The sequence below is a fragment of the Mycobacterium sp. NPDC051804 genome (assembly GCF_044452905.1).
Classification (GTDB): Bacteria; Actinomycetota; Actinomycetes; order Mycobacteriales; family Mycobacteriaceae; genus Mycobacterium.
Genome location: NZ_JBITCD010000007.1, coordinates 90,397 through 113,935, shown reverse-complemented (window position 1 = coordinate 113,935; position 23,539 = coordinate 90,397). Strand labels below are relative to the sequence as shown.

Annotated in this window: 25 protein-coding genes and 1 tRNA gene; 17 read left to right on the top strand and 9 right to left on the bottom strand. The window is 65.7% G+C overall.

Annotated features, from left to right (window positions below):
• The first annotated feature begins 2 nt into the window (after nt 1-2).
• From dnaJ to era, 7 genes are all read left to right on the top strand, one after another.
• Nucleotides 3-1,148 (top strand): molecular chaperone DnaJ, encoded by a 1,146-nt coding sequence (gene dnaJ, locus ACIA48_RS26535; RefSeq protein WP_396738706.1) that lies wholly within the window; start codon nt 3-5, stop codon nt 1,146-1,148.
• 6 nt (nt 1,149-1,154) lie between these two features.
• Entirely contained in the window at nt 1,155-1,904 is a 750-nt protein-coding gene (locus ACIA48_RS26530; protein ID WP_396738704.1) for a 16S rRNA (uracil(1498)-N(3))-methyltransferase, read from the top strand.
• 89 nt (nt 1,905-1,993) lie between these two features.
• Entirely contained in the window at nt 1,994-3,028 is a 1,035-nt protein-coding gene (locus ACIA48_RS26525; RefSeq protein ID WP_396738703.1) for a PhoH family protein, read from the top strand.
• A gap of 12 nt (nt 3,029-3,040) precedes the next feature.
• Nucleotides 3,041-3,577 (top strand): rRNA maturation RNase YbeY, encoded by a 537-nt coding sequence (gene ybeY / locus ACIA48_RS26520; protein WP_396738702.1) that lies wholly within the window; start codon nt 3,041-3,043, stop codon nt 3,575-3,577.
• Nucleotides 3,574-4,863 carry a hemolysin family protein gene (locus tag ACIA48_RS26515; protein ID WP_396738700.1) on the top strand — a complete coding sequence of 430 codons (1,290 nt, stop codon included), beginning with the start codon at nt 3,574-3,576 and terminating at the stop codon, nt 4,861-4,863. The genes ybeY and ACIA48_RS26515 overlap by 4 nt, the downstream gene beginning before the upstream one ends.
• Nucleotides 4,856-5,173 carry a cytidine deaminase gene (locus ACIA48_RS26510; RefSeq protein WP_396738698.1) on the top strand — a complete coding sequence of 106 codons (318 nt, stop codon included), beginning with the start codon at nt 4,856-4,858 and terminating at the stop codon, nt 5,171-5,173. Before ACIA48_RS26515 ends, ACIA48_RS26510 begins: the two co-directional genes overlap by 8 nt.
• A gap of 24 nt (nt 5,174-5,197) precedes the next feature.
• The gene (gene era / locus ACIA48_RS26505; protein ID WP_396738696.1) at nt 5,198-6,100 is read left to right on the top strand and encodes a GTPase Era; all 903 of its coding nucleotides are present in this window, start codon (nt 5,198-5,200) and stop codon (nt 6,098-6,100) included.
• 33 nt (nt 6,101-6,133) lie between these two features.
• Here the strand turns inward: era and ACIA48_RS26500 are convergent, their stop codons facing one another.
• From ACIA48_RS26500 to ACIA48_RS26490, 3 genes are all read right to left on the bottom strand, one after another.
• On the bottom strand, nt 6,134-6,463 hold the full coding sequence (locus ACIA48_RS26500; protein WP_396738695.1) for an MmpS family transport accessory protein: 330 nt from the start codon (nt 6,461-6,463) through the stop codon (nt 6,134-6,136).
• A 120-nt stretch (nt 6,464-6,583) separates the two neighbouring features.
• Complete coding sequence (locus tag ACIA48_RS26495; protein ID WP_396738693.1) at nt 6,584-7,132, bottom strand: CAP domain-containing protein; 549 nt, start codon at nt 7,130-7,132, stop codon at nt 6,584-6,586.
• A gap of 11 nt (nt 7,133-7,143) precedes the next feature.
• Entirely contained in the window at nt 7,144-8,634 is a 1,491-nt protein-coding gene (locus ACIA48_RS26490; RefSeq protein WP_396738691.1) for an amidase, read from the bottom strand.
• A 63-nt stretch (nt 8,635-8,697) separates the two neighbouring features.
• Between ACIA48_RS26490 and recO the strand changes: the two genes are divergently transcribed.
• Genes recO through ACIA48_RS26475 form a run of 3 tightly spaced genes read left to right on the top strand, consistent with a single transcriptional unit; the run spans nt 8,698 to nt 10,827 of the window.
• The gene (gene recO, locus ACIA48_RS26485) at nt 8,698-9,549 is read left to right on the top strand and encodes a DNA repair protein RecO (protein WP_396738690.1); all 852 of its coding nucleotides are present in this window, start codon (nt 8,698-8,700) and stop codon (nt 9,547-9,549) included.
• Nucleotides 9,488-10,381: a decaprenyl diphosphate synthase gene (locus ACIA48_RS26480; protein ID WP_396738688.1), complete on the top strand. Its 894-nt coding sequence runs from the start codon at nt 9,488-9,490 to the stop codon at nt 10,379-10,381. The genes recO and ACIA48_RS26480 overlap by 62 nt, the downstream gene beginning before the upstream one ends.
• A gap of 23 nt (nt 10,382-10,404) precedes the next feature.
• The gene (locus tag ACIA48_RS26475) at nt 10,405-10,827 is read left to right on the top strand and encodes a hypothetical protein (RefSeq protein ID WP_396738686.1); all 423 of its coding nucleotides are present in this window, start codon (nt 10,405-10,407) and stop codon (nt 10,825-10,827) included.
• On the opposite strand, the gene ACIA48_RS26470 is transcribed toward ACIA48_RS26475, so the two are convergent.
• Nucleotides 10,819-11,223 (bottom strand): Fur family transcriptional regulator, encoded by a 405-nt coding sequence (locus tag ACIA48_RS26470; protein WP_396738684.1) that lies wholly within the window; start codon nt 11,221-11,223, stop codon nt 10,819-10,821. The genes ACIA48_RS26475 and ACIA48_RS26470 overlap by 9 nt on opposite strands.
• Nucleotides 11,220-11,588, bottom strand: coding sequence for an ArsR/SmtB family transcription factor (locus ACIA48_RS26465; RefSeq protein WP_396738682.1), 369 nt, complete (start codon nt 11,586-11,588; stop codon nt 11,220-11,222). Before ACIA48_RS26465 ends, ACIA48_RS26470 begins: the two co-directional genes overlap by 4 nt.
• A gap of 16 nt (nt 11,589-11,604) precedes the next feature.
• On the opposite strand from ACIA48_RS26465, the gene ACIA48_RS26460 reads away from it, so the two are divergent.
• Nucleotides 11,605-13,041 carry a glycine--tRNA ligase gene (locus ACIA48_RS26460; RefSeq protein WP_396738680.1) on the top strand — a complete coding sequence of 479 codons (1,437 nt, stop codon included), beginning with the start codon at nt 11,605-11,607 and terminating at the stop codon, nt 13,039-13,041.
• Between the two features lie 157 nt (nt 13,042-13,198).
• Nucleotides 13,199-14,086, top strand: coding sequence for a hypothetical protein (locus ACIA48_RS26455; RefSeq protein ID WP_396738678.1), 888 nt, complete (start codon nt 13,199-13,201; stop codon nt 14,084-14,086).
• A gap of 70 nt (nt 14,087-14,156) precedes the next feature.
• Here ACIA48_RS26455 and ACIA48_RS26450 read toward each other — a convergent pair whose 3' ends face one another.
• On the bottom strand, nt 14,157-16,166 hold the full coding sequence (locus tag ACIA48_RS26450) for a TPM domain-containing protein (RefSeq protein ID WP_396738676.1): 2,010 nt from the start codon (nt 16,164-16,166) through the stop codon (nt 14,157-14,159).
• On the opposite strand from ACIA48_RS26450, the gene ACIA48_RS26445 reads away from it, so the two are divergent.
• The 3 genes from ACIA48_RS26445 (at nt 16,165) to ACIA48_RS26435 (ending at nt 19,750) form a co-directional block, all read left to right on the top strand.
• On the top strand, nt 16,165-17,469 hold the full coding sequence (locus ACIA48_RS26445) for a deoxyguanosinetriphosphate triphosphohydrolase (RefSeq protein ID WP_396738674.1): 1,305 nt from the start codon (nt 16,165-16,167) through the stop codon (nt 17,467-17,469). The two genes, ACIA48_RS26450 and ACIA48_RS26445, sit on opposite strands and share 2 nt — an antisense overlap.
• Before the next feature lie 4 nt (nt 17,470-17,473).
• Nucleotides 17,474-19,372 (top strand): DNA primase, encoded by a 1,899-nt coding sequence (dnaG, locus tag ACIA48_RS26440; protein ID WP_396738673.1) that lies wholly within the window; start codon nt 17,474-17,476, stop codon nt 19,370-19,372.
• Between the two features lie 66 nt (nt 19,373-19,438).
• Entirely contained in the window at nt 19,439-19,750 is a 312-nt protein-coding gene (locus ACIA48_RS26435) for a hypothetical protein (protein ID WP_396738671.1), read from the top strand.
• Between the two features lie 3 nt (nt 19,751-19,753).
• Here the strand turns inward: ACIA48_RS26435 and ACIA48_RS26430 are convergent, their stop codons facing one another.
• Entirely contained in the window at nt 19,754-20,008 is a 255-nt protein-coding gene (locus ACIA48_RS26430; protein ID WP_396738669.1) for a hypothetical protein, read from the bottom strand.
• A 150-nt stretch (nt 20,009-20,158) separates the two neighbouring features.
• Between ACIA48_RS26430 and ACIA48_RS26425 the strand changes: the two genes are divergently transcribed.
• Together ACIA48_RS26425 and ACIA48_RS26420 are read left to right on the top strand one after the other, a co-directional pair.
• Nucleotides 20,159-20,231, top strand: a tRNA-Asn gene (locus ACIA48_RS26425).
• Nucleotides 20,232-20,299: 68 nt separating this feature from the next.
• The gene (locus ACIA48_RS26420) at nt 20,300-20,473 is read left to right on the top strand and encodes a thiazole synthase (RefSeq protein WP_396738667.1); all 174 of its coding nucleotides are present in this window, start codon (nt 20,300-20,302) and stop codon (nt 20,471-20,473) included.
• 73 nt (nt 20,474-20,546) lie between these two features.
• On the opposite strand, the gene ACIA48_RS26415 is transcribed toward ACIA48_RS26420, so the two are convergent.
• Both ACIA48_RS26415 and ACIA48_RS26410 read right to left on the bottom strand, forming a co-directional pair.
• Complete coding sequence (locus ACIA48_RS26415; protein ID WP_396738666.1) at nt 20,547-21,389, bottom strand: hypothetical protein; 843 nt, start codon at nt 21,387-21,389, stop codon at nt 20,547-20,549.
• A 128-nt stretch (nt 21,390-21,517) separates the two neighbouring features.
• Nucleotides 21,518-23,440: an acyl-CoA dehydrogenase gene (locus ACIA48_RS26410; RefSeq protein ID WP_396738664.1), complete on the bottom strand. Its 1,923-nt coding sequence runs from the start codon at nt 23,438-23,440 to the stop codon at nt 21,518-21,520.
• Between the last annotated feature and the right edge of the window lie 99 nt (nt 23,441-23,539).

The window sequence follows — 23,539 nt, the reverse complement described above, 5'->3', positions numbered from 1 at the left end:
GCGTGGCACGCGACTATTACGGGCTGCTCGGCGTGAGCAGAAACGCGAGTGATGCGGAGATCAAACGCGCTTACCGCAAACTGGCCCGGGAACTGCATCCGGACGTCAACCCCGACGAGGACGCGCAGGCGCGGTTCAAGGAAATCAGCGCAGCCTATGAGGTGCTCAGCGATCCGGAGAAGCGCCGCATCGTCGACCTCGGTGGCGATCCGCTGGAATCGGCCGGCGGAAACGGAGGCGGGTTCTCCGGTGGTTTTGGGGGCCTCGGCGACGTGTTCGAGGCGTTCTTCGGCGGCGGAGGAACCTCCCGCGGCCCGATCGGCCGTGTGCGGCCGGGTTCGGACTCGCTGCTACGGATGCGGCTCGAGCTTGCGGAGTGCGCGACGGGCGTGACCAAGCAGGTCACCGTCGACACCGCTGTGCTGTGCGACCTGTGTCAGGGCAAGGGGACCCACGGCAACTCCAAGCCCGTCACGTGCGACACCTGCCACGGGCACGGTGAGGTGCAGACCGTGCAGCGTTCGCTGCTCGGCCAGGTGATGACGTCACGGCCCTGCCCGGTATGTGGTGGCGTCGGGGAGGTCATCCCGGACCCATGTCATCGCTGCGGCGGTGACGGCCGCGTGCGCGCACGGCGCGAGATCAGCGTCAAGATCCCCGCGGGCGTCGGTGACGGTATGCGTGTCCGGCTTGCGGCACAAGGTGAGGTCGGGCCCGGCGGCGGGCCGGCCGGCGACCTGTACGTCGAGGTGCACGAGAAGGCCCACGACATCTTCGTCCGCGACGGCGACGATCTGCACTGCACCATTTCGGTACCGATGGTCGACGCGGCGCTGGGCACCACAGTCACCGTCGATGCGATCCTCGACGGCCCGACCGAGATCACCGTCGCCGCCGGAACCCAACCCGCTCAGGTCACCACGTTGCGTGGGCACGGCATGCCGCACCTGCGGTCCGGGGTACGCGGAGATCTGCACGCCCATATCGATGTGGTGGTGCCGTCGCGGCTCGATCATGAGGACATCGAGCTGTTGCGCAAAGTGAAGGAGAAGCGCGTGCGCGACAAGGCGGAAGTGCGTACAGCGCAGGCGAATTCTTCGGGGGGCGGGCTCTTCAGTCGGCTGCGCGAAACGTTCACCGGTCGCTGAGAGACCGTGACCGAAGCGCTCTTCTACGTCGAGGCGCTGCCCGGAGAAGGTGAGCTCACCGTCGTCGACGGAGATGAAGGCTTCCACGCGGCCAATGTCCGGCGCATCCGGCCCGGCGAGAAACTCGACCTGAGCGACGGCGCAGGCGGCGTGGCCCACTGTGTCATCGAAGACGTCGGCAAAGGCACACTGACAGCTCGCGTGCTGGACCGTCGAACCGTCGCGGCACCCGCGCCACACATCACCGTCGTCCAGGCGCTGCCGAAGTCCGACCGCTCCGAGTTGGCCATCGAGCTGGCCACCGAGGCAGGCGCCGACTCGTTCGTCGCCTGGCAGTCGTCGCGCTGCGTGGCGCGCTGGGACGGGCAGGCCCGCGTCGACAAGGGGCTGCGTCGGTGGCGGGCCGTCGCCAAGTCGGCCGCGCGACAATCGCGGCGGCCGTACATCCCCGAGGTCAGCGGCGTGGTGTCGACGAAAGAGCTGGTTGAGCGGGTGCGCGATGTCGAATCCACGCCGGTTCTCGTCCTGCACGAGTCCGCGACGCAACCGATCACCGAGGTGCCCCTGGCCGACACGGAGGCGCTTCTTCTTCTTGTCGGCCCCGAAGGCGGCATCGACGACGACGAACTCGCCGCACTCTCCGGGGCGGGTGCGACGGCGGTGCGACTGGGACCCACGGTGCTGCGCACCTCGACGGCCGCGGCGGTCGCGCTGGGGGCTCTCGGCGTGCTCACCGAGCGGTGGTCAGCCGGTTAACCATTGGGTTGCATCGGTACCCGGCGGTAAACTGGGTACTCCCAGGCAAAACAAGCAGGCCAGACCAGAAAGCAGGCAGAAAACCGCACGTGACGCCCAGCGAAACGAACGCTGACTCCGACGCGACCGTTCGCAGCAGCATCGATGTTCCGCCCGACCTCGTCGTGGGCCTGCTTGGATCCGCCGACGAGAACCTGCGCGCACTCGAACGCATCCTTGCTGCCGATATCCATGTCCGCGGCAATGCCCTGACCCTGTCCGGCGAGCCCGCCGACGTGGCACTGGCTGAGCGGGTGATTTCCGAGCTCGTGGCGATCGTCAACAGCGGGCAGCGGCTCACCACCGATGCCGTCAAGCACAGCGTCGCCATGCTCACCGGAACCGGCAACGAGTCACCGGCGGAGGTGCTGACCCTCGACATTCTGTCGCGGCGCGGCAAGACCATCCGCCCGAAGACGTTGAACCAGAAGCGCTACGTCGACGCCATCGATGCGCACACCATCGTCTTCGGCATCGGCCCCGCGGGCACCGGCAAGACATACCTGGCAATGGCCAAGGCCGTCAACGCATTACAGTCCAAACAGGTCACCAGGATCATCCTCACCCGCCCCGCGGTGGAAGCCGGCGAGCGCCTCGGGTTCCTGCCCGGCACGCTGAGCGAGAAGATCGATCCGTATTTGCGGCCGCTGTACGACGCGCTGCACGACATGATGGATCCCGAGTCGATTCCAAAGCTGATGAGCGCGGGCATCATTGAGGTCGCGCCACTGGCGTATATGCGTGGACGTACTTTGAGCGACGCGTTCATCATTCTCGACGAGGCGCAGAACACCACCAGCGAGCAGATGAAGATGTTCCTGACCCGTCTCGGGTTCGGTTCGAAAATCGTTGTCACCGGCGACATCACACAGGTCGATCTGCCCGGTGGCGCGTCGTCGGGACTACGCACGGCGATGCGGATTCTCGATGGCGTCGACGACATCCACTTTGCCGAACTCACCAGCGCCGATGTGGTGCGGCACCGTCTGGTGGCCGACATCGTCGACGCGTATGCGAAGTCTGAGGAGCCCGACTTGATGAACAGGGCGCAGCGACGTGCGTCCGGCGGTCGGCCACGGCGGTAACGGAATTAAACGATGAGTATTGAGGTGTCCAACGAATCGGGCATCGATGTTTCCGAAGAGGAACTGATCAGCATCGCCCGATTCGTCATCCGCAAGATGAAAGTGAACCCCGCCGCCGAACTTTCGATGGTTCTGCTCGACACGTCGGCGATGGCGGACCTGCACATGCGGTGGATGGACTTGCCCGGCCCCACCGACGTGATGAGCTTCCCGATGGACGAGCTCGAGCCGGGAGGACGGCCCGACGCGGCCGAACCCGGGCCGTCGATGCTCGGCGACATCGTGCTGTGCCCCCCGTTCGCCGCCGATCAGGCTGCCGCAGCGGGTCATTCACTCGGCCAGGAGCTGGCGTTGTTGACGGTGCACGGAGTGTTGCACCTGCTCGGGTACGACCATGCCGAACCCGACGAGGAGAAGGAGATGTTCGCGCTGCAGCGTCAATTGCTTGAAGAGTGGGTCGCCGACCAGGTCGAGGCTTACCACCAGGACCGCCAGTCCGAGAAGGACCGGCGCCTGCTGGACAAGTCCCAATTCTTCGACGAACCGTGAACAATTTTGGTCAGCTGATCGGCGCGATCGTATTGATCGGCGTGGCCGGTCTTTTCGCGGCGACCGATGCGGCGATCAGCACGGTATCGATGGCCCGCGTCGAGGAACTCGTGCGCGACGAGCGCCCCGGTGCGGTGCGGCTCGCAAGGGTGATGGCCGAGCGGCCGCGCTTCATCAACCTCTGTGTCCTGCTCCGAATTGCCTGCGAGGTCAGCGCGACGGTGCTTTTGGCAGCCTTCCTCGACGACTATCTTGGCGTGAGTTGGGGACTCGTCTCGGCGGCGGCGATCATGACGGTGGTCAGCTTCGTCGCGATCGGTGTCGGTCCGAGGACGGTCGGCCGGCAGAACGCCTACTCGATTTCGCTGTTGGCTGCGCTTCCGCTGCAAGCGATTTCGATCGTACTCACCCCTGTCAGCCGACTGCTGGTGTTGCTCGGTAATGCGCTGACACCGGGCCGCGGCTTCCGCAACGGACCGTTCGCCTCGGAGATCGAGCTGCGTGAGGTCGTTGACCTGGCGCAGCAGCGCGGCGTGGTGGCCGACGACGAGCGACGAATGATCCAATCGGTGTTCGAACTCGGCGACACCCCGGCCCGCGAGGTCATGGCGCCACGTACCGAGATGGTGTGGATCGAGGGCGACAAAACGGCGGGTCAGGCGACCTCGCTGGCGGTGCGCAGCGGGCATTCGCGCATCCCGGTGATCGGCGAGAACGTCGACGACATCATCGGGGTCGTCTACCTCAAAGACCTTGTCCAGCGGACGTATTACTCCAATAACGGCGGCCGCGACACCAAGGTGTCCGAGGTGATGCGGCCCGCGGTGTTCGTCCCGGACTCCAAACCGCTGGACGCGCTGTTGCGGGAGATGCAGCGCGACCGTGTCCACATGGTGTTGCTCGTCGACGAGTACGGTGCGACGGCTGGGCTGGTCACGATCGAAGATGTGCTCGAGGAGATCGTCGGTGAGATCGCCGACGAATACGACACCGACGAAGTCGCACCGGTGGAAGAACTGGGCGAGCGGCGGTACCGGGTGTCGGCGCGATTGCCGATCGAGGATCTCGGCGAGCTGTACGACATCGAGTTCGACGAGGACCTCGACGTCGACACGGTCGGCGGGCTGGTCGCATTCGAGCTGGGCCGTGTTCCGCTGCCGGGCGCCGAGGTGACATGGGACGGCCTGCGCCTGCTCGCCGAGGGCGGGCGGGATCATCGCGGACGCGTGCACATCGGCACCGTCCTCGTCAGCCCGAACGAGCAGCCGGAGAGTGACAATGAGTGAGCTGGACGCCGAGGACGCCAAGCTGGTGACGCTGGCGCGCGGCGCGATGGGCCGGGCTGAGGCATCGAGCGGCGCGGCGGTGCGCGACCTCGACGGGCGCACTTATGCGGGCGCGCCGGTGGCGTTGGACTCGCTGGGGCTGACGGCACTGCAGGCCGCCGTCGCGGCTGCCGTCTCCAGCGGTGCGGCCGGATTAGAGGCCGCTGTGCTGGTCGGTGGCACCGTCGACGACACCGGCGTGGCCGCGGTGCGCGAACTGTCGCCGGACGCCGTCGTCATCGTCACCGATAGGGCAGGCAACCCCGTATGAACGCCGAGTCAACGGATCTCTGCGATGAGTGACGAGTTTCGTTCGGGCTTCGTCTGTTTCGTCGGACGGCCCAACACCGGTAAGTCGACGCTGACCAACGCGCTGGTCGGTACCAAGGTCGCGATCACTGCGAATCAGCCGCAGACCACCCGGCACACGATCCGCGGCATCGTGCACCGCGAGAACTTTCAGATCATCCTGATCGATACTCCGGGCTTGCACCGGCCGCGCACGCTGCTGGGCCAGCGGCTCAACGATCTGGTTAAGGACACCTACTCCGAGGTCGACGTCATCGGGCTGTGCATCCCCGCCGACGAGCGAATCGGGCCGGGGGACCGCTGGATCCTCGAACAGATCCGCACGATCGCGCCCAGGACCACGCTGGTCGCGATCGTCACCAAGACCGACAAGGTTCCACGCGATCGCGTTGCGGCCCAACTGATCGCGGTGAGCGAGTTGCTGGGACCAGACGCCGAGATCGTCCCGGTGTCGGCGACCATCGGTGAGAACCTCGACGTGCTGACCGACGTGCTGGCCGCACAGCTGCCGCCGGGGCCCGCGTTCTACCCCGACGGCGAGCTCACCGACGAGCCAGAGGAAGTGCTGATGGCCGAGCTCATCCGCGAGGCCGCTCTGGAAGGCGTGCGCGACGAGCTGCCGCACTCACTGGCCGTCGTCATCGACGAGGTTGAGCAACGCGAAGGGCGTGACGACCTGATCGATGTCCACGCCATCCTCTACGTCGAGCGCGACAGCCAGAAGGGCATCGTGATCGGCAAGGGCGGCGCGAGGTTGCGTGAGGTCGGCACCGCGGCCCGCACACAGATCGAAAAGCTCTTGGGCACAAAGGTTTATCTCGACCTTCGGGTCAAGATAGCCAAGAACTGGCAGCGCGACCCCAAACAGCTAGGACGTCTCGGCTTCTGAGCGCTTGCGCGAAGAAGAATTCAGCACCGTTCGTTACAGGTAGGCGATGCAGTGCGCTGCGTCGCCCGGCGCCTGCTCGGCCACGACCGTACCGTCCAGGGTGATTCGGCACCCCTGGCTACCGGTCTTGGTGACCACGACGACCTGCAGCAGCGCCACATCCGGCCCAATCGACACCGTCTGCGTGAACGGCGCCGCGGTGTCCTCGGGGATCCGGCCGCCCGGATCGAGGTCGATCGAGTACACCGTGCCCGATCCGGTGACCTCGTAGAGGACGCTGCGTGACTGTGCGGACGCCGGTGCGATGCCGATGCTCGCCGACACCGCGGCCGCCGCGAAGGTCAGCGCGGCAGCCTTGGTCATGTTGATACCCACGAACCCTCCCGAAACAACGAAGATTTTTGCCACTTCAACGAAACCTGACGATAGCCTCAGGCCACATCCGAGTCAGTGGTTTGAATATATTCGCTGAAGGGCGATATTTCAGCCCGGCGCCCCTGCGCCCGGTTGTCCGAACGGCCTATTCGGTGACTGCACCGGAGGCGCGCCGTCACCCTTGCCGTAGACCGCGACCACGACGGTGCGATCGATCAGATTCGCCGACCACACACCGATGTCGACGTTGGCGCAATCCGACATGATCGCGTTGTAGTCGGGCCGGTGGTACCACTGGTTGATCAACTCGATGCCGCTGATGGCCAGCGCCGGATTGATGGCCGTCGTCTCGGATACCGGCCCCGCGTAGCCGGCGTTGCGCGCGCGATCGGCGACAGTCGAACCGTCAGAACCGATGTCGCCGTTGAGCGCGCGATTGTTGAGGACGTCGTTGGTGTGCCATTGCGCGGCCAACCGCAGCTTGGGGTTGATCTTGATGTCGGTGGTGCAGCCGGCCTGATGCTGCATCGTGTAGACGTTGGCCACCACCCCGTCGTTGAGCCGCTTGTTGTCAGCGCCCGCCGCCGGTGTCCCCATCACGCCGCCGACGGCAACCACCAGGGCCGGGAGTGAATATGCCCAGTTCCGCGCTGTCATGGGCGATGACATTACGCCACTTCGCCGGGCCTGATCTGCTCAATGGAATCGTCCTGCGGCCCGGTGGGCTCCGGATCCGGCGCCATCGACGGCGTCCACCATGCCTCCGGTTGCTTGTTGGCCCAGCCATTGATCGCTTCGAGCTCGGCGGCCAGCGAGATCAACAGCGGTTCGCTGTTGGCCGGGCCCATCAGTTGGACACCTATCGGGAGACCGGAGGACGTGAACCCCGCGGGCACGTTGATCGACGGCCAACCCAGAAGGTTCCATGGCCATGTGACCGGGCAGGCCCGAATCATGGTCCGATCAGTGGCCAGACCGCTGAGGGTGTCGTAGTCGTGCACCTTGGGCGGAGGTTGTGCGGTTGTCGGTGCCAGCACGACATCGACGAGGTTGAAGATCCATCCGATCCGGCGGTGCGACGCGGCTTCGCGGACACGGGCCTTGCGCAGGGCGTTCTGCGACAACATGAAGCCGGTGCGCATGTTGGCCCTTGTGCGCTTGTCGAGCGTGACGTCGTGGCCCAGGCGATCAGCCCAGTCCAGCAGTCCCGATGTCGACCGCGACAGGAAGCTCCACGACATGGCCAGGTTGTATCCGGGGTCGGCATCGACGATCGTGTGCCCGAGCTCTTCGAGTTGCGCCGCGGTGGCCTCCATCGCGGCCCGGATCTCGGGATGCAGCTTGGCCCGAAAGACCGTGTACGGGAACTTGGTGGACAGCGCGATGCGCAGCGTTCCCGGTGCCCGGCCGACATAGTCCGACACCTGAACTGGCGGTGGCTGGTGAAGGTCACCGGGAACATTGCCCGACGCCGCGTCGAGCACGATCGCCGCGTCGGTGACCGTGCGCGCCAGCACGCCGTTGACGGTGATGCCGTTGAACGCTTCCGGCAGTGGCCACGTCGAGATCCTGCCGCGCTGCGGCTTGATACCGACCAGATGCGTCCACGCTGCGGGGATTCGGACGCTGCCCGCCCCGTCGGATCCGATCGCCGCAGCCACCAGACCGGCTGCCACCGCGGCGGCGCTACCACCCGACGATCCGCCCGGCGTGTGCTCCCGCGACCACGGATTGCGGGTGTGCCCGAAGGCCGGTCCACTGGTGAACGGCCACTGACCCAGCTCGCAGGTGTTGGTCTTACCGACGATCACCGCGCCCGCGGCCTTCAGCCGTCGTACGACTTCGGAGTCTGCGCGCGCGGGCTCGATATTGCCCGCCGCCCCGAAGCTGGTGGGCACGCCCTTGACGTCGACGTCGTCCTTCACGGCGATGGGGATACCTAACAGCGGAAGATGTTCGCCCGCTGCACGTTTGCGGTCCGCTTCGGCGGCGTCGGCCAGCGCTTGGTGGGTCAGCACCACCCGGAATGCATTCAGCGCGGGCTGGCTTGCCGTGATCGCGTCCAAGGAACGGCGTACCAGGTAATCGGACGTGACGGAACCACTCGCCAGCTGGAAAAGCTGCTGAGTGAGCGTGGGGAAACGGGCGGGCTCGACCATCACCTACAAAAGTACCGGCGCTGCGTACCCGAACATGTCCGATCGCAATGGGAGACTGTTGTGATGCGGCTGTACCGGGATCGAGCGGTGGTGCTGCGTCAGCACAAGCTCGGTGAAGCCGACCGGATCGTCACCCTGCTGACCCGCGACCACGGGTTGGTGCGCGCAGTGGCCAAGGGGGTGCGGCGCACCCGCAGCAAGTTCGGCGCCCGGCTGGAGCCGTTCGCGCACATCGATGTTCAACTGCATCCCGGCCGCAATCTCGACATCGTCACCCAGGTGCAGGCCATCGATGCGTTCGCCACCGACATCGTCAGTGACTACGGTCGCTACACCTGTGCGTGCGCGGTCCTCGAGACAGCCGAACGGCTGGCAGGGGAGGAGCGGGCGCCGATGCCCGCACTGCACCGGCTGACCGTCGCCGCATTGCGGGCGGTCGCCGACGGCAGCAGGCCGCGGGAGCTCGTGCTGGATGCTTACCTGTTGCGCGCCATGGGAATCGCCGGATGGGCGCCGGCTCTGACCGAATGCGCCCGCTGCGCGACGCCGGGCCCGCATCGGGCGTTCCACGTCGGGGCTGGTGGCAGCGTGTGCGTGCATTGCCGGCCGTCGGGTTCGGTGACGCCGCCTCAGGCGGTGCTGGATCTGATGGCCGCACTGGTCGACGGGGACTGGGAGCACGCGCAGACGTCGACGTCGTCGCATCGCAGCCAGGCCAGTGGCCTGGTCGCCGCCCACCTGCAGTGGCACCTGGAACGTCAGCTGCGAACGTTGCCGCTGGTGGAGCGGATGTACCGGGTCGATCAGACAGTCGCTGACCTACGGGTGTCGCTGGTCGGGCAGGATATGGCGCATGGCGAGCACACGGGGCGGCAAGAAGACCGCGAAGTACCCACAGCTGCCCCCGGCGCCTGACGACTATCCGACGTTCCCCGACAAGTCGACCTGGCCCGTCGTCTTCCCAGAACTGACGCCGCGCAGCAACGGCAAGTTCGCCCGACCGCCGCAACACACGTCGAAGGCGGCCGCACCCGAGATCCCGGCGGGGCAGGTGCCCAACCACGTCGCCGTAGTGATGGACGGCAACGGGCGTTGGGCCACCCAACGCGGACTGCACCGCACCGAGGGCCACAAGATGGGTGAAGCGGTGCTCATCGACATCACCTGCGGAGCAATCGAAATCGGCATCAAGCACCTGACGGTGTACGCCTTCTCTACCGAGAACTGGAAACGCAGCACCGAAGAGGTGCGCTTCCTGATGGGGTTCAATCGCGAGGTGGTCCGTCGTCGCCGCGAGAACCTCAATGACATGGGCGTGCGGATGCGCTGGGTCGGGTCGCGGCCGCGCATGTGGCGCAGCGTCATCAAAGAGTTCGACATCGCCGAGCAGATGACGGTCGGCAACGACGTCATCACGATCAACTATTGCGTCAACTATGGCGGCCGCACCGAGATCGTCGAAGCGGCCCGCGAGCTGGCGCGGCAGGCGGCCGACGGAAAGATCAACCCGAGTCGGATCAGTGAGGCCACGTTCGCCAAGCACTTGCACCGTTCCGACATTCCCGACGTCGACCTGTTCATCCGTACATCGGGGGAGCAGCGGGCGAGCAACTTCCTGTTATGGCAGGCGGCCTACGCCGAGTACGTGTTTCAGGACAAGCTGTGGCCCGACTATGACCGCCGCGATCTGTGGGATGCGTGCGAGGAGTACGTGAACCGCAACCGCAGATTCGGCAGGGCCGAATGATGTCTCTGAGTGGTAGGGCCTAGATGTCTCTGCAGGATCGGCTGGCCGACGTCCTCGGCGAAGTCCTGGCTCTGAGCCGGGAAGAGGACGGCGCGATCACGGCGCATCACGACGGCACGATCGCGTCGTTGCGGGTGGTGGATATCGCCGACGGGCTCGAATTGGTGTCACTAACACAGATTTTGGCATGGGACCTGCCGCTGGACGCCAAACTGCGCGCGGCGGTGGCCGATCACGCGCACAACACGCTGCTGGGCACTGTGTCGCTGGCCGCCAAGAGCGGCCACAAGGAAGTCGCGGCCGGAGCTAAACGCAATTCCAAGAAGGCCGCGGATGTGTTGCTGCGCTACAACTTTCCCGCGGCGGGTCTGACCGATGACGCGTTGCGCACGCTCATTCTGATGGTGCTGGCCACGGGGGCCGACGTGCGCCGTGCGCTAATCTGACTGCGCAGTGCCCGCACACGCACCACAGAGGCCGAAGATCTCGATGGTGTGGCTGACATCTGAAAAGCCATGCTCGCGTGCGACTTCGGTGGCCCAGGTCTCGACCTGATCGCCTTGCACCTCGACGGTCGAGCCGCACGCCCGGCACACCAGATGGTGATGGTGATCGTCAGAGCAGCGCCGGTATACGGCCTCGCCCGTGTCGGTGCGCAACGCGTCGACGACGCCGGCAGCCGCCATCTGCTGCAGCGTGCGGTAGACGGTAGTGAGCCCGATACCCTCACCGCGCCTGCGTAATTCGTCGTGCAACTCTTGCGCGGACCGAAACTCGTCGAGCTTGTCGAGCAGTGCAGCGATCGCGGCGCGCTGGCGGGTGGAGCGGATTCCTGTCGTCACGCGTGGCCCTCCGCCGAGTGGGTCACGGCCGCGACGACGATGTCGGCGAGGTGGTGGTCGACGAGGCGGTACATCACCTCGCGGCCGGACCGTTCACCCGATACCACTCCGGCAGACTTAAGGATCCGCAGATGCTGGCTGACCAACGGCTGGGGGACCGCCAGCGCGTCGACGAGTTCGTGGACGCAGCGCGCCGACTCTCGCAGTTGCAGCACGATCGCGATTCGCACCGGCGCGGCCAGCGCCCGCAGCAGGTCGCCGGACGTGTCGAGCACCTCCCGAGGCGGCAGCTCCGGAAATGGCTCGCCGCTGTGGTCGTGCCCGTTCTCGACGGGATCATGAGCGAAAGTGGAAATCGTTTTCATTATGGCGCCAGAATACATGCGGACTTCCGCATGTCAATGCTGTGCGACCTTCTCGATAAGGTGTTACCCCGTGGCTTCCATCATCGACACCGTCGCCAACCTCGCCAAGCGTCGTGGACTCGTCTTCCAGGCCGGCGAGATCTACGGAGGAACCAAGTCGGCGTGGGACTACGGCCCGCTCGGGGTGGAACTCAAGGAAAACATCAAGCGGCAGTGGTGGCGCTCGGTCGTCACCGGACGCGACGACGTCGTCGGCCTTGACAGCGCGATCATCCTGCCGCGCGAGGTGTGGGTGGCCTCGGGACACGTCGAGGTTTTCAACGATCCGCTCGTCGAATGCCTGAACTGTCACAAGCGCCACCGCCAGGACCACATGCAGGAGGCGTACGCGGAGAAGAAGGGCGGCGAGCCGGACGACGTGCCGATGAGCGAGATCGTCTGCCCGGACTGCGGCACCAAGGGGCGATGGACCGAGCCGCGCGACTTCAACATGATGCTCAAGACCTACCTGGGTCCGATCGAGACCGAGGATGGCCTGCACTATCTGCGGCCGGAGACGGCGCAGGGCATCTTCGTCAACTTCGCGAACGTCGTGACGACGGCGCGTAAAAAGCCGCCCTTCGGCATCGGCCAGATCGGTAAGAGCTTCCGCAACGAGATCACCCCGGGCAACTTCATCTTCCGCACGCGCGAGTTCGAACAGATGGAGATGGAGTTCTTCGTCGAGCCCGACAGTGCGCCCGAATGGCACCAGTACTGGATCGACACCCGGCTGCAGTGGTACGTCGATCTCGGAATCGACCGCGACAACCTGCGGTTGTACGAGCATCCAAAGGACAAGCTGTCGCACTACAGCGACCGCACCGTCGACATCGAGTACAAGTTCGGCTTCCAAGGCAATCCGTGGGGTGAACTCGAGGGTGTGGCGAACCGCACGAACTTCGACTTATCCACGCATGCAAAGCATTCCGGTGTCGACCTGTCGTTCTACGACCAGGCTAGCGATATGCGGTACGTGCCTTATGTCATCGAACCCGCGGCCGGCCTGACCCGTTCGCTGATGGCGTTCCTGGTCGACGCGTATCACGAGGACGAGGCACCGAACGCCAAGGGCGGTGTGGACAAGCGCACGGTGCTGCGGCTCGATCCGCGGTTGGCGCCAGTGAAGGCCGCGGTGCTGCCGTTGTCGCGTAACGAGCAGCTGTCGCCGAAGGCGCGCGACCTTGCCGCCGAGCTCCGCAAGTCCTGGAACATCGAATTCGATGATGCCGGCGCGATCGGACGTCGTTATCGCCGCCAGGACGAGATCGGTACTCCGTTCTGCGTGACGGTCGACTTCGATTCGCTCGACGATCACGCTGTGACCATCCGCGAACGCGACGCCATGACGCAGGAGCGCGTCGCGCTCGACACCGTCAGCGACTACCTGGCGACGCGGTTGAAAGGCGCGTAAGTATTGCGCGAGCGTGCGTGTCTGAGGGCGACGCGCCGCGGATTTGCTCAACTTTGCGCACGCTCGCACCTCAGGGCTGATCCCGAACTGTCGGTCTATCCAGAGACGGGCGTCTAGCTGCTGAGGCACGTTCGCTAAAGACTTGACGATTTTCGTCATGACCGATGTTGTGGGGCAGCTCTTCGACGCTCAGGGCGATGTCGCGACGACGGCTCAGCTGCTCGCAATCCAGACGCGCAGTCAGCTCGATAAAAGGATCGCGAACGGGCAATTGCTAAGAGTTTGGCCCGGCATCTACAGCCGCTCTGAGCCGGACACCTCAATACGTCTGCGTGGGGTGGATCTACGAGCCGGCGAGCGGGTGGCGATCTGTCTTGGCACGGCGGCGGCCGCGTACGGATTCGACACCGAAGATGTCATCGACCTGCACGTCCTCAATCCGGAGGGGCATCAGCTGCGCAACAGCGACGGTCTCTTCGTGCATCGCCGCGAGGGTGCGCCGATCTGCGAGGTCGACGGACGGCTGGCGACGACGCCATCGTGGACTGCGATCGAGGTTGCGCGAAGCCTGGGTCGTGCACGTGCCCTTGCCACATTGGATGCGGCGTTACGAAGCCGGAGCTGCGACGCCCGCCAACTGTGTGACGCGGCAGCGCAGCAGGTTGGCAGGCGTGGAATCGTCATGATTCGCGAATTGATTCCGCTGGCCAGGCCGGAGGCCGAGTCTCCGATGGAGAGCGAGGCGCGGCTAGCGATGATCGATGGCGGAGTGCCGCCTGACGTGCTTCAGTACGAAATCGTCGATCGCAGTGGTCGAACATGGCGGCTCGACTTCGCTTGGCCCGATCGCAAGGTCGCGGTGGAGTATGACGGCTTCGATTGGCACAGTGACCCGGACGCGTTTCGCAAAGACCGTCAGAAGCGAGCCGCCCTTCAGGAGATGGGGTGGTCGCTGGTGTCGATCGTTTTCGATGATGTCAGGCATCGAACCCGGGACATGTTGCGGCGCATCGAAGTTGCATTGCAGCGCAGCCGGGCCACGTGAGCGTGCGTCGACTCGGCAACCAAAGCGGCGTGTCGCCCGCAGACACGCACGTTCGCGAGAGAACGTCAAGCTAGAAGCGGCCGCCGCCGCCGCTGTAGCTGCGTCCCGACGAGCGCGATGACCCGCCGAACGACGTCGACCGACCCATCCCGAGCCCGCCGCCGAAGCCGCCGCCGAAGCCGCCGCGCAGCGCGCCGCTGAGGATGTTGCCGATGATGATGCCGCCGATCACCCCGCCCATGTCCGAGCCGCTGCCACCCCCGCCCCAGCCCGACGTGTAGTGCCGCTGCGCTGCCGCGACGTCATTGCTCGCCAGCGTCTGTGCTTGTCCGGCCAGCATGTCGGCACCGTTGGCGTGCGCGATCGCCTCGCTGATGTTCGTCGGCCTCTTGTCCTGGGCCGCCTGAAGTTGGCGCACGGCTTCGGCGAGTCGGGTGCGCGCCTCGGGCCCGATGCTGCCGCGACGGGTGTCGATGAAGTCAGACACGCCCCGCACACGGGACTGCGCGGAGAACAGCGCCTGATCGAAAGCGCGGCTGAGGCGTTTGGCGGCCTCTTGTTCCTCGAGCACAGTCGCCAGCAGGCGATCCAGTTCGGCGTCAGCCTTGGTCAGGCGCGTGAATGCACCAAGCGGATCGGAGCCGCCGTTCTTCTGAGCGTCGGCGATTGCGGCCGCAGCTTGGTCCCGTGCCGCTGAGAGCTCACTTTGATAAGTGGTCTTGCCCTGCTGCAGCAGCCCGTTGGCCTGGTTCACGCCGTTCTGAATGTCGGCGATCGCCTCGGGGAGTGCTGCGACGGCGCGGTTGATGTCGACGCCGGCGCTGTCGATCGCGTCGAGCAGCGAACGCGCCTGCCCCAGCGATGATTCCGCAGCGCGGATCGCGTCGACCAAACCCATCTGCTGGCCGACCGGCCGGGCGACTAGATTGCGGGCGGTGCTGATGTTCCGGTCGGCGAAACCCAGACGCTCTCGTGCGGTCTGCACGTTGCCGGCGACCGAAGTGAGTGCGGCAGCGTCGAATTGGTTGTGCAGGGCAGCCAGCGCCTGCTCCGATGGGTCAAGACGGGCGGTGAGGTCGACCATCTGCTGGGTCATGGCGTCCAGCCGCGACGGCGCATTGATGACCAGATCACGAAGCTTGTCGAAAGCCTCCGACTGCGCCTCCAATTCCCGGTCGGCCTTCGCGGCAGCAACCACCACACGGGTAAGTAGGTCGCGGCGCTGCGCCGTTGTCTCGGGGACGGCGTCGTCGAGGATCTGGCGGACGTTGAACGCCTGCGCCAGTGTCGTCCTGGCATTGGTGACTGCACGGCTGAAGGGTTCAGTCTGTTCTGCACCGAATTCCTCGACCGCCAAAGACAATTCGCCGTCGCTGGTTCGTACCGCGTTGTCGACGTCGACCACCATCATCTTGGAGAGATCATCCAGCGCATCGATCGGGACGGAAGCCAGCGCCTGCGGGTCGGAGGGATCCACCCGCTTGGCCGCCGCGAATTCGGCTTCACGCCGCTTGCGGCGCCGACGCCGCGACCACACGACCAGCGCCAGCACGATCAGCGCCACAACCAACAGCGCGACGACCACGCCGACCCACGAGACCGCCGCGCCGGGTGTCGCCGCCGACGGTGTGAGTAGGCCGTCGGCCGCGGCCACCGCGGCACCGGCCCAGTCTCGCTGCCGCAGCTGTGGCTCGATCTCATTGCGCTGCAATGCGGTCGCCTCAGACTGGCTGGCCACAGTCGACGGCACGAGGAACGCGTATGACCGCTCGTCGGTGGCGACTGCCAGCAGTGCGTCGTAGTCGCCGAAGCTGCTGATCTGCATCGTGACGCGGGCCCAGCCGACCGGATCCTGGTTGAAATTGTCGACATAGACGACCCACAGCCGGACGCGCCGCTCGTTGTACAGGTTGTCCACCGCGCTCTCGACCTGCGCCAGCTGATCGGGCGACAGCACGCCCGACCTGTCGGTGACGTAGTCGGGCACGCGGAACGGTGGTTCGGCGGCGGCGGCCGGAGCGAGTACCAGGGCAGCGGACAGCACTGCGAGCACGACGCTGAGCAAGCGGGCGATGCGCATGCAGGTCAATCTAGTACTGGCAGACTGTGCGGCGGTGGCAGCGAATCAGGATCTCTACGACGAGTTCGACCGCGAGCGGCTGGTGGTCGAACCGCCCAAAGCTGCCGCGCTGCCCGGCGCCGGTACACAACACCGGACCCCGTTCGCTCGCGACCGCGCCCGAGTGCTGCACTGCGCCGCACTGCGCAGGCTGGCCGACAAGACGCAGGTCGTTGGTCCGCGGCAGGGCGAGACGCCGCGCACCCGGTTGACCCATTCGCTCGAGGTCGCCCAGATCGGCCGGGGGATGGCGATCGGGTTGGGCTGCGACGACGACCTGGTCGACCTGGCGGGCCTGGCGCATGACATCGGACATCCGCCGTACGGCCACAACGGCGAACGCGCGCTCGACGAGATCGCCAAACCGTTCGGCGGTTTCGAGGGCAACGCGCAGAACTTTCGGATTCTTACGAGGTTGGAACCCAAAGTTCTTGACGCCGAAGGCCGCAGCGCGGGGCTCAACCTCACCAGGGCGGCACTCGACGCGGTCACGAAGTACCCGTGGACCCGAGGTGATCGCGTCAAGTTCGGGTTCTACGAAGACGACGTCGTAGCGGCCGAATGGGTGCGCGATGGCGCTCCTGCCGAACGGCCGTGCCTGGAGGCTCAGGTGATGGACTGGGCCGACGACGTTGCCTACTCCGTACATGACGTCGAGGACGGTGTCATCTCCGGACGTATCGACCTGCGTGTGCTCGCCGACGCCGACGCGGCGGCAGCCCTGGCGCATCGGGGCGCCGAATCCTTTGCCGCGTTGACTCCGGACGATCTGCTGGCCGCCGCCGAACGGCTGTCGCAGGTGCCGGTTGTGGCGGCGGTGGGGAAGTACGACGGCACGCTCGCAGCCGCGGTGGCGCTCAAGCGGTTGACCAGCGAACTCGTGGGTCGATTCGCCAACGCGGCCATCAGTGAGACGAGGACCGTCGCCGGAGCCGGCCCGTTGCGGCGCTTCGACACGGACCTGGCGGTACCCACGGTGGCGCGCGCCGAGGTGGCGCTGCTCAAGACGCTGGCGCTGCAGTTCATCATGTCCGATCACGTCCATCTCGGGATCCAGGCCGATCAGCGGACCAGGATTCAGGAAGTCGCCCTTGCACTGTGGGCGCAGGCGCCGGGCAGCCTGGACCCGCAGTTCGCGGCCGATTTCACCGCCGCGGATGACGACGGCGCACGGTTGCGCGTCGTGGTCGACCAGATCGCGTCCTATACCGAAGGACGGCTGGAGAGAGTGCACGAAGCGCGGTCGCCCCGGCCTCTAGACTAATTCGGTGGCCGGCCGCATTCCCGATCGTGACATCGCGGCCATCCGTGAAAAAGTGCGCATCGAGGACGTCGTCGGCGACTACGTGCAGTTGCGCCGGGCGGGCGCCGACTCGTTGAAGGGCCTGTGCCCGTTCCATGACGAGAAGTCCCCGTCGTTTCATGTGCGGCCCAATCACGGGCACTTCCACTGTTTCGGCTGCGGCGAGGGTGGCGACGTCTACGCGTTCCTCCAGAAGATCGAGCATGTCAGCTTCGTCGAGGCAGTCGAATTGCTGGCCGACCGTGTGGGCTACACCGTCACCTACACCGGCGCCTCGTCGACGAACGTGCAGCGCGACCGCGGCAGCCGCAGCCGGCTGCTCGCGGCCAACGCCGCCGCCCAGGAGTTTTACGCCGAAGCGCTGAAGTCCGACGAGGCCGCGCCGGCGCGTGATTATCTGCTCAAGCGCAATTTCGACGCCGAAGCCGCGGCGAGGTTCGGCTGTGGCTTCGCCCCGTCGGGGTGGGAGACGTTGACAAAGCACTTGATGCGCAAGGGTTTTGAGTTCAAGGAGCTGGAAGCCGCTGGCCTGTCGCGGGAGGGGCGACGCGGTCCGATGGACCGTTTCCACCGCCGTCTGCTGTGGCCGATCCGCGCCAGCGGCGGGGAAGTGATCGGCTTCGGCGCGCGACGCATCTTCGACGACGACCAGATGGAAGCGAAGTACGTCAACACCCCGGAAACCGTGCTGTACAAGAAGTCGTCGGTGTTGTTCGGACTCGACCTGGCCAAACGCGACATCGCCAAGGGGCATCAGGCGGTCGTGGTGGAGGGCTACACCGACGTGATGGCGATGCACCTTTCCGGAGTGACGACGGCCGTCGCGTCGTGCGGTACCGCGTTCGGTGACGAACACCTGGCGATGCTGCGACGACTCATGATGGACGACAACTTCTTTCGCGGTGAGCTGATCTACGTCTTCGACGGCGACGCCGCGGGACAACAGGCCGCGATGAAGGCGTTCGACAGCGATCAGAACGTCGCGGGCAAGTCGTTTGTCGCCGTGGCCGACGACGGGATGGACCCGTGCGATCTTCGACTGAAGGCCGGCGACGGCGCGCTGCGTGATCTGGTGGCGCGGCGAGTGCCGATGCTCGAGTTCGCCATCCGCGGATTGCTGCCCGACAACAAGGAACTCGACGACAACCCGGAGGCGAGAGTCGACGGGCTCCGCCGCGCGGTGCCGATGGTGGCCCGGATCCGCGATGTGGCGTTGCGCGACGAATACGCGCGGCGGCTCGCCGGGTGGGTCGGCTGGGACGACGTGGCGCAGGTCGTGAACCGCGTCCGTGAGATCGCGACGGGGAAGCCGCAGGGCGGGCGCGCTGCCCGCCGCAGGCCGTCGCCCGAAGCGGCGGCCCAGGTGCGCCCGGATCCCGCGGACCCCACGCTGTGGCCGCAACGTGAAGCGCTGAAGTCGGCGCTGCAACACCCGGCGCTGGCCGGGCCGGTGTTCGACTCACTGACGGTGGAGAGCTTCACTCATCCCGGCTATGCCGCCGTCCGGACGGCGATCGCGGCGGCGGGCGGCGCATCGGCGGGGCAGTCGGGCGGGCAGTGGATAGACACGGTGCGCGGGCAGGCGGGTTCCGAGGCCGCCGCGGGCCTGGTCAACGAACTCGGCGTGGAAGCCATCAACGTCGACGACGACGACAAGATGCGGCGTTACATCGCCGGAGTGCTGGCCCGCTTACAGGAAGTGTGGGTCGGGCGGCAGATCGCCGAGGTCAAATCCAAGTTGCAGCGCATGTCTCCGGTCGAGCAGGGCGACGAGTACCACGCCCTCTTCGGAGACCTGGTCGCCATGGAGGCGTATCGCCGCAGCCTGCTGGAACAGGCCAGCGGCGATGACCTCACTGCGTGACGCGGCGTAACGCGATAGGGTAAGCGCGCGATCAACCGTCGGGGAACGGTTAAGAAAGGCTCACTCGTGACATCGACCAAAAACCAGGCACGTCGGCTCATCGCCGTAGGCGCGTTTGCGGTCGCCGCCGTCGCGGCGCCTTTCGCAGCATCGGCGCTGACCAGTGACGCCACTGACGCAGTTGCCCTGCCTCCGGGCTGCCTGGCGTGGTTCGGAAACGCGGAAGACGGTCACTGCCTTGGCTACTCCAATGGCAACGGGGCAAACGTCGGTACCCCGGAATTCGGATTCGAAGGAGGCAACGGTAACAGCGGACCGGGCTTCTCCACAGGACCCCTGATGCCGGGTCGCACCATCACCGATCCCTACGCGCCCTAGCTGTCAGCGCCCTCGGCCCTTCGGCACCGCGTCCGGTCCGATCACAGTCGTTCCGTCGTCGATCTCTGTCAGCGTGACCAACTGTGGGTCCGGCGATACTCGATCCGCAATCTTGCGACGTCCCGCATCGATCACCGCCTTGGCGGCTGGGCTCTCGGTGACGGCCTTGTAGGTCCCGGCGATCTGTTCATACCGGCGTCGGCCCGCCTTCGTGCCCAACACGTAGCCGACAGCCAATACGGCGACATACCGGATCACAAGACCCCTCCCGGACGACGGTGCGTTTCCCTTCCATCCTGCCTCACTTCCCTGGGTGCGCGTGGGGCGGAGGCGCATTGGCGGTGCGCCTGGGAGGTGCGCTAGAGTCATGCCTCGGCCCGCGCTGATGAAGACGTCGCGGGTGAGCCGTCCCCTGTAGCTCAACTGGCAGAGCATTCGGCTGTTAACCGAAGGGTTGCTGGTTCGAGTCCAGCCGGGGGAGCAAGGTCTATTTAGCGCGAGCGCGCCGCTCCAAGAACTCTCCAAGTCGCATGCACGAGCCTTGGGCGCATGTTGATACGACGCCCCTCAGCCTGGATCCTCGGGTCCGCCATGGCCGCAGCCATCGCCCATTCCATGTACGCCGAGCAGATCGCTCAGGCTTTCGCCGACGCCTTCGAACCCGACCTCGAAGCCTGGGAGCACATCCCGGTGGGTTACGCCACCGCGCAGCTGGCCGGGTGACGGTCCGCCGACACCAAAACGTCCTGAGGCTTCGCATTGCGAAGCCCCAGGACATCAGTGGCTAGTGAATGAACTACCAGCAGGCCTGGTGCCGGTCAGCCTGGAACAGATTGTCCGCGGCGCACGGTCCCGCATTGGCGGACACCAGGTCGCGAACCTGGTTGTACAAATCGACGGTCGCCTTGGTGGCCAGCTGCGCCGCGAGATCGAAGTTGTTGATCGGCGGGTTGGTGCCCGGAACCTGGATGATGCCGCGCGGGCTGTTCCAGGCGTCCTTGTTCAACGTGGAGTGGCACTCGACGAATCCCGGCGGCGGGCCGCCGGGGGGGCAGCCACCCAGCAGGTCATCGTGGTTGGCCTGAATGTCGAAGAATCCGGTGTGCAGGCCCGGAGGGAACGCCGCGGGATCGCATGTCGGCATCAGCGGAGGCGGCATCCGGTCGAGCTGGTTGATCGCGATGTTGTCCTCAACCCAGTTGGAGTGCGAGTAGAAGTCCTGGAGCGCATGCGCGAGCCCGCCGAAGGCCGCGCGGGCGGCGGGGCCGTCGACCAGATCGCTGCCGCCAGGGCCTGACGGCACGGCGCCAGAAAGGATGATCGGCGTGAAGAAGTTCCACGCCTCCTGCGTCCGGTTGCAGATCTCAGCGGGATTGTTGGCGCTGTCGATGTGGCGGAACTCATCGGCGAAGAACGCGTCGCTACCGACCGCGCCCGCGCCGGGTGGCGGGCCGACCAGGATCTGCGCGATCGCGGTCTGATCAACCCCGAGGGGCTGCAGCGCATCGCGGGTGACGCGCTCATGATTTTGAATCTGGAACGCCTGCGCAGGTGGCGCCAGGGCACCCACAACTGCGGCAGTTGCTGCGGCAGCCACCGCAACGGAGAGACCCATCTTGGGCCGGCTGAACGAGAACATCGATTACTCCCCTCAAGCCATGCAGGCCCCCTCGGACCCCGCACAAAATTCTCGCAGCGTTCTGCCAGGGCCGGTTCACTAATTTGCGAATTGTGACTTGCCACACGGACAGCTGGGGCTAGTGGTGCCTATGTGTCGATGATGTTTTCCGGATGCAGCATTTCGGCATAGCGAAGCTGCTCGGGTATGCCGAATCCGTCGACCAACAACTCGGCATGAGGCCGCAGATTGCGGCACCGCTCGTTGATACCGCGGGTGACGGCCTTGGCGCGTTCGGTCGACAGGAAGCGATGCTCCATGAACCACGCCCGGTCTTCCTCGATCACCGAGAGCGCGTATAGGTCGCACACCATGTTGAGAATTTCTCGCGCCTCCTCGTCCTCGCAGGAGTCGACGCCTGCGACGAACGCCTCGAGGATGATGCGTTCCATGTGCGCCCGAGCGGCGTGCAGCACATGGTCCTGCACCGAGTTGAATGCGTCGAATGCGCTCATCTCCTTCGACTTGCCCTGCAGCCGGCGGGCCACCGTCGCCAGGATGTACTCCTCGCGGTCCTCGAACATTTTGACCTGTGTACCGCGGTTGAAGAGACTGCCTTCCTCCTCGTTGTCCTGGCGGGTGTCGAGGATGGTCTGCATGATCGTCTCGGCCGCAGTGCGTTTGAGCACCCGCTCGCCGGCGAAGTTCGCGGCGAACCGCACCCACTCGACCGGGCTCATGCCCTTGATGTCGTCGGCGTAGGCGGTCAGCAGTTCCTTGGCGACGAGTTGGGTCAGCACGTGGTTGTCGCCCTCGAAGGTGGTGAACACGTCAGTGTCGGCCTTCAAGGCGATCAGCCGGTTCTCGGCCAGATAGCCTGCGCCGCCGCATGCTTCGCGCGCTTCCTGGATCGCGCGCGTCGCATGCCAGGTGTTCGCGGCTTTCAGTCCGGCTGCCCGCGACTCCAGCTCCCGCTGTTCCTCGCGGTCGGGATCGTCGGCCGTCTGCAGTTCGTGACACTTGGCGACTAGCTCGTTCTGCGCGAACTGCAATGCGTAGGACTTCGCGATCAACGGGAACAACCGGCGCTGGTGCACCAGATAGTCCATGATCAGCACCTCGTTGTCCTCCCCGGGTGCCTCGAACTGCCTGCGCTCCAATGCATATCGGGTCGCGATGTCGAGAGCGACCCGCGCGGCGGCACCTGCGCTTCCGCCCACCGTCACGCGCCCGCGGATCAGCGTGCCCAGCATCGTGAAGAAACGCCGGCCCGCGTTCTCGATCGGCGAGGAGTACGTCCCGTCCTCGGCCACGTCGGCGTACTTGTTGAGCAGGTTCTCCCGTGGGACGCGGACATGGTCGAACTGGATGCGTCCGTTGTCCACGCCGGGCAGGCCACCTTTGTAGTGGCAGTCACTGGTCGTCACGCCGGGCAGATCGTTGCCCTCGCTGTCGCGGATCGGCACAACGAAGCAGTGCACCCCGTGTCCCTCGCCGTCAGGGGTGATCAGCTGCGCGAAAACCGCGGCGACCCGGGCGGTTTCAGCGGCACCACCGATATAGTCCTTGCGCGAGGTGCGGGTGGGGGAGTCGATCACGAACTCCTGTGCCTCGGGATCGTAGGTCGCGGTGGTTTCCAGGGCCTGCACGTCGCTGCCGTGGCCGGTCTCGGTCATCGCGAAGCAGCCCAGCAGCTCGAGGTCGATGATCTTCTTGACGTACGCCTCATGGTGGCGCTCAGTGCCCAGGTTCTCGATTGCTCCGCCGAACAAACCCCACTGCACTCCCGCCTTGACCATCAGCGAGAGGTCCGACATGGCGAGCATCTCGATCTGGGTCACCGCCGCGCCGACGTCGCCGTTGCCACCGTGTTCCTTCTTGAACCCGTCCTCGGCGGCCCCGTGCGCGGCCATGATCTTCAGCTGTTCCCCGACCTTAGTGCGGGCGATGACGGTGTTCGGCGTGTAGTGCGGTTTGAAGACCTCGCCGGAAAGCTCCTCGCGCATCTTGTTCTTCACATCGCGCCAGCGACCGTCGAGAGCGTTGCGTAGATGGTCCGCAGTGGTGGTCATGACTCGACCGTAGCCGTTTGACGGCCCGGCGAAACTGTGATGTGGAAAACCTAGGCAAACCTTGCTAGACCAGCCGAAACAGGTGGCGTTGAATCGACG

What these genes read in the sequence shown, in the direction of transcription:
- ACIA48_RS26465 (WP_396738682.1), bottom strand. Translation starts at nt 11,588, where the DNA reads ATGAAAACGATTTCCACTTTCGCTCATGATCCCGTCGAGAACGGGCAC.
- ACIA48_RS26495 (WP_396738693.1), bottom strand. Translation starts at nt 7,132, where the DNA reads ATGACAGCGCGGAACTGGGCATATTCACTCCCGGCCCTGGTGGTTGCC.
- ybeY (WP_396738702.1), top strand. Translation starts at nt 3,041, where the DNA reads ATGAGTATTGAGGTGTCCAACGAATCGGGCATCGATGTTTCCGAAGAG.
- ACIA48_RS26420 (WP_396738667.1), top strand. Translation starts at nt 20,300, where the DNA reads ATGTTGATACGACGCCCCTCAGCCTGGATCCTCGGGTCCGCCATGGCC.
- ACIA48_RS26490 (WP_396738691.1), bottom strand. Translation starts at nt 8,634, where the DNA reads ATGGTCGAGCCCGCCCGTTTCCCCACGCTCACTCAGCAGCTTTTCCAG.
- recO (WP_396738690.1), top strand. Translation starts at nt 8,698, where the DNA reads ATGCGGCTGTACCGGGATCGAGCGGTGGTGCTGCGTCAGCACAAGCTC.
- ACIA48_RS26510 (WP_396738698.1), top strand. Translation starts at nt 4,856, where the DNA reads ATGAGTGAGCTGGACGCCGAGGACGCCAAGCTGGTGACGCTGGCGCGC.
- ACIA48_RS26455 (WP_396738678.1), top strand. Translation starts at nt 13,199, where the DNA reads ATGACCGATGTTGTGGGGCAGCTCTTCGACGCTCAGGGCGATGTCGCG.
- ACIA48_RS26450 (WP_396738676.1), bottom strand. Translation starts at nt 16,166, where the DNA reads ATGCGCATCGCCCGCTTGCTCAGCGTCGTGCTCGCAGTGCTGTCCGCT.
- ACIA48_RS26460 (WP_396738680.1), top strand. Translation starts at nt 11,605, where the DNA reads ATGCGGACTTCCGCATGTCAATGCTGTGCGACCTTCTCGATAAGGTGT.
- ACIA48_RS26445 (WP_396738674.1), top strand. Translation starts at nt 16,165, where the DNA reads ATGCAGGTCAATCTAGTACTGGCAGACTGTGCGGCGGTGGCAGCGAAT.
- era (WP_396738696.1), top strand. Translation starts at nt 5,198, where the DNA reads ATGAGTGACGAGTTTCGTTCGGGCTTCGTCTGTTTCGTCGGACGGCCC.
- ACIA48_RS26500 (WP_396738695.1), bottom strand. Translation starts at nt 6,463, where the DNA reads ATGACCAAGGCTGCCGCGCTGACCTTCGCGGCGGCCGCGGTGTCGGCG.
- ACIA48_RS26415 (WP_396738666.1), bottom strand. Translation starts at nt 21,389, where the DNA reads ATGTTCTCGTTCAGCCGGCCCAAGATGGGTCTCTCCGTTGCGGTGGCT.
- ACIA48_RS26480 (WP_396738688.1), top strand. Translation starts at nt 9,488, where the DNA reads ATGGCGAGCACACGGGGCGGCAAGAAGACCGCGAAGTACCCACAGCTG.
- ACIA48_RS26410 (WP_396738664.1), bottom strand. Translation starts at nt 23,440, where the DNA reads ATGACCACCACTGCGGACCATCTACGCAACGCTCTCGACGGTCGCTGG.
- ACIA48_RS26475 (WP_396738686.1), top strand. Translation starts at nt 10,405, where the DNA reads ATGTCTCTGCAGGATCGGCTGGCCGACGTCCTCGGCGAAGTCCTGGCT.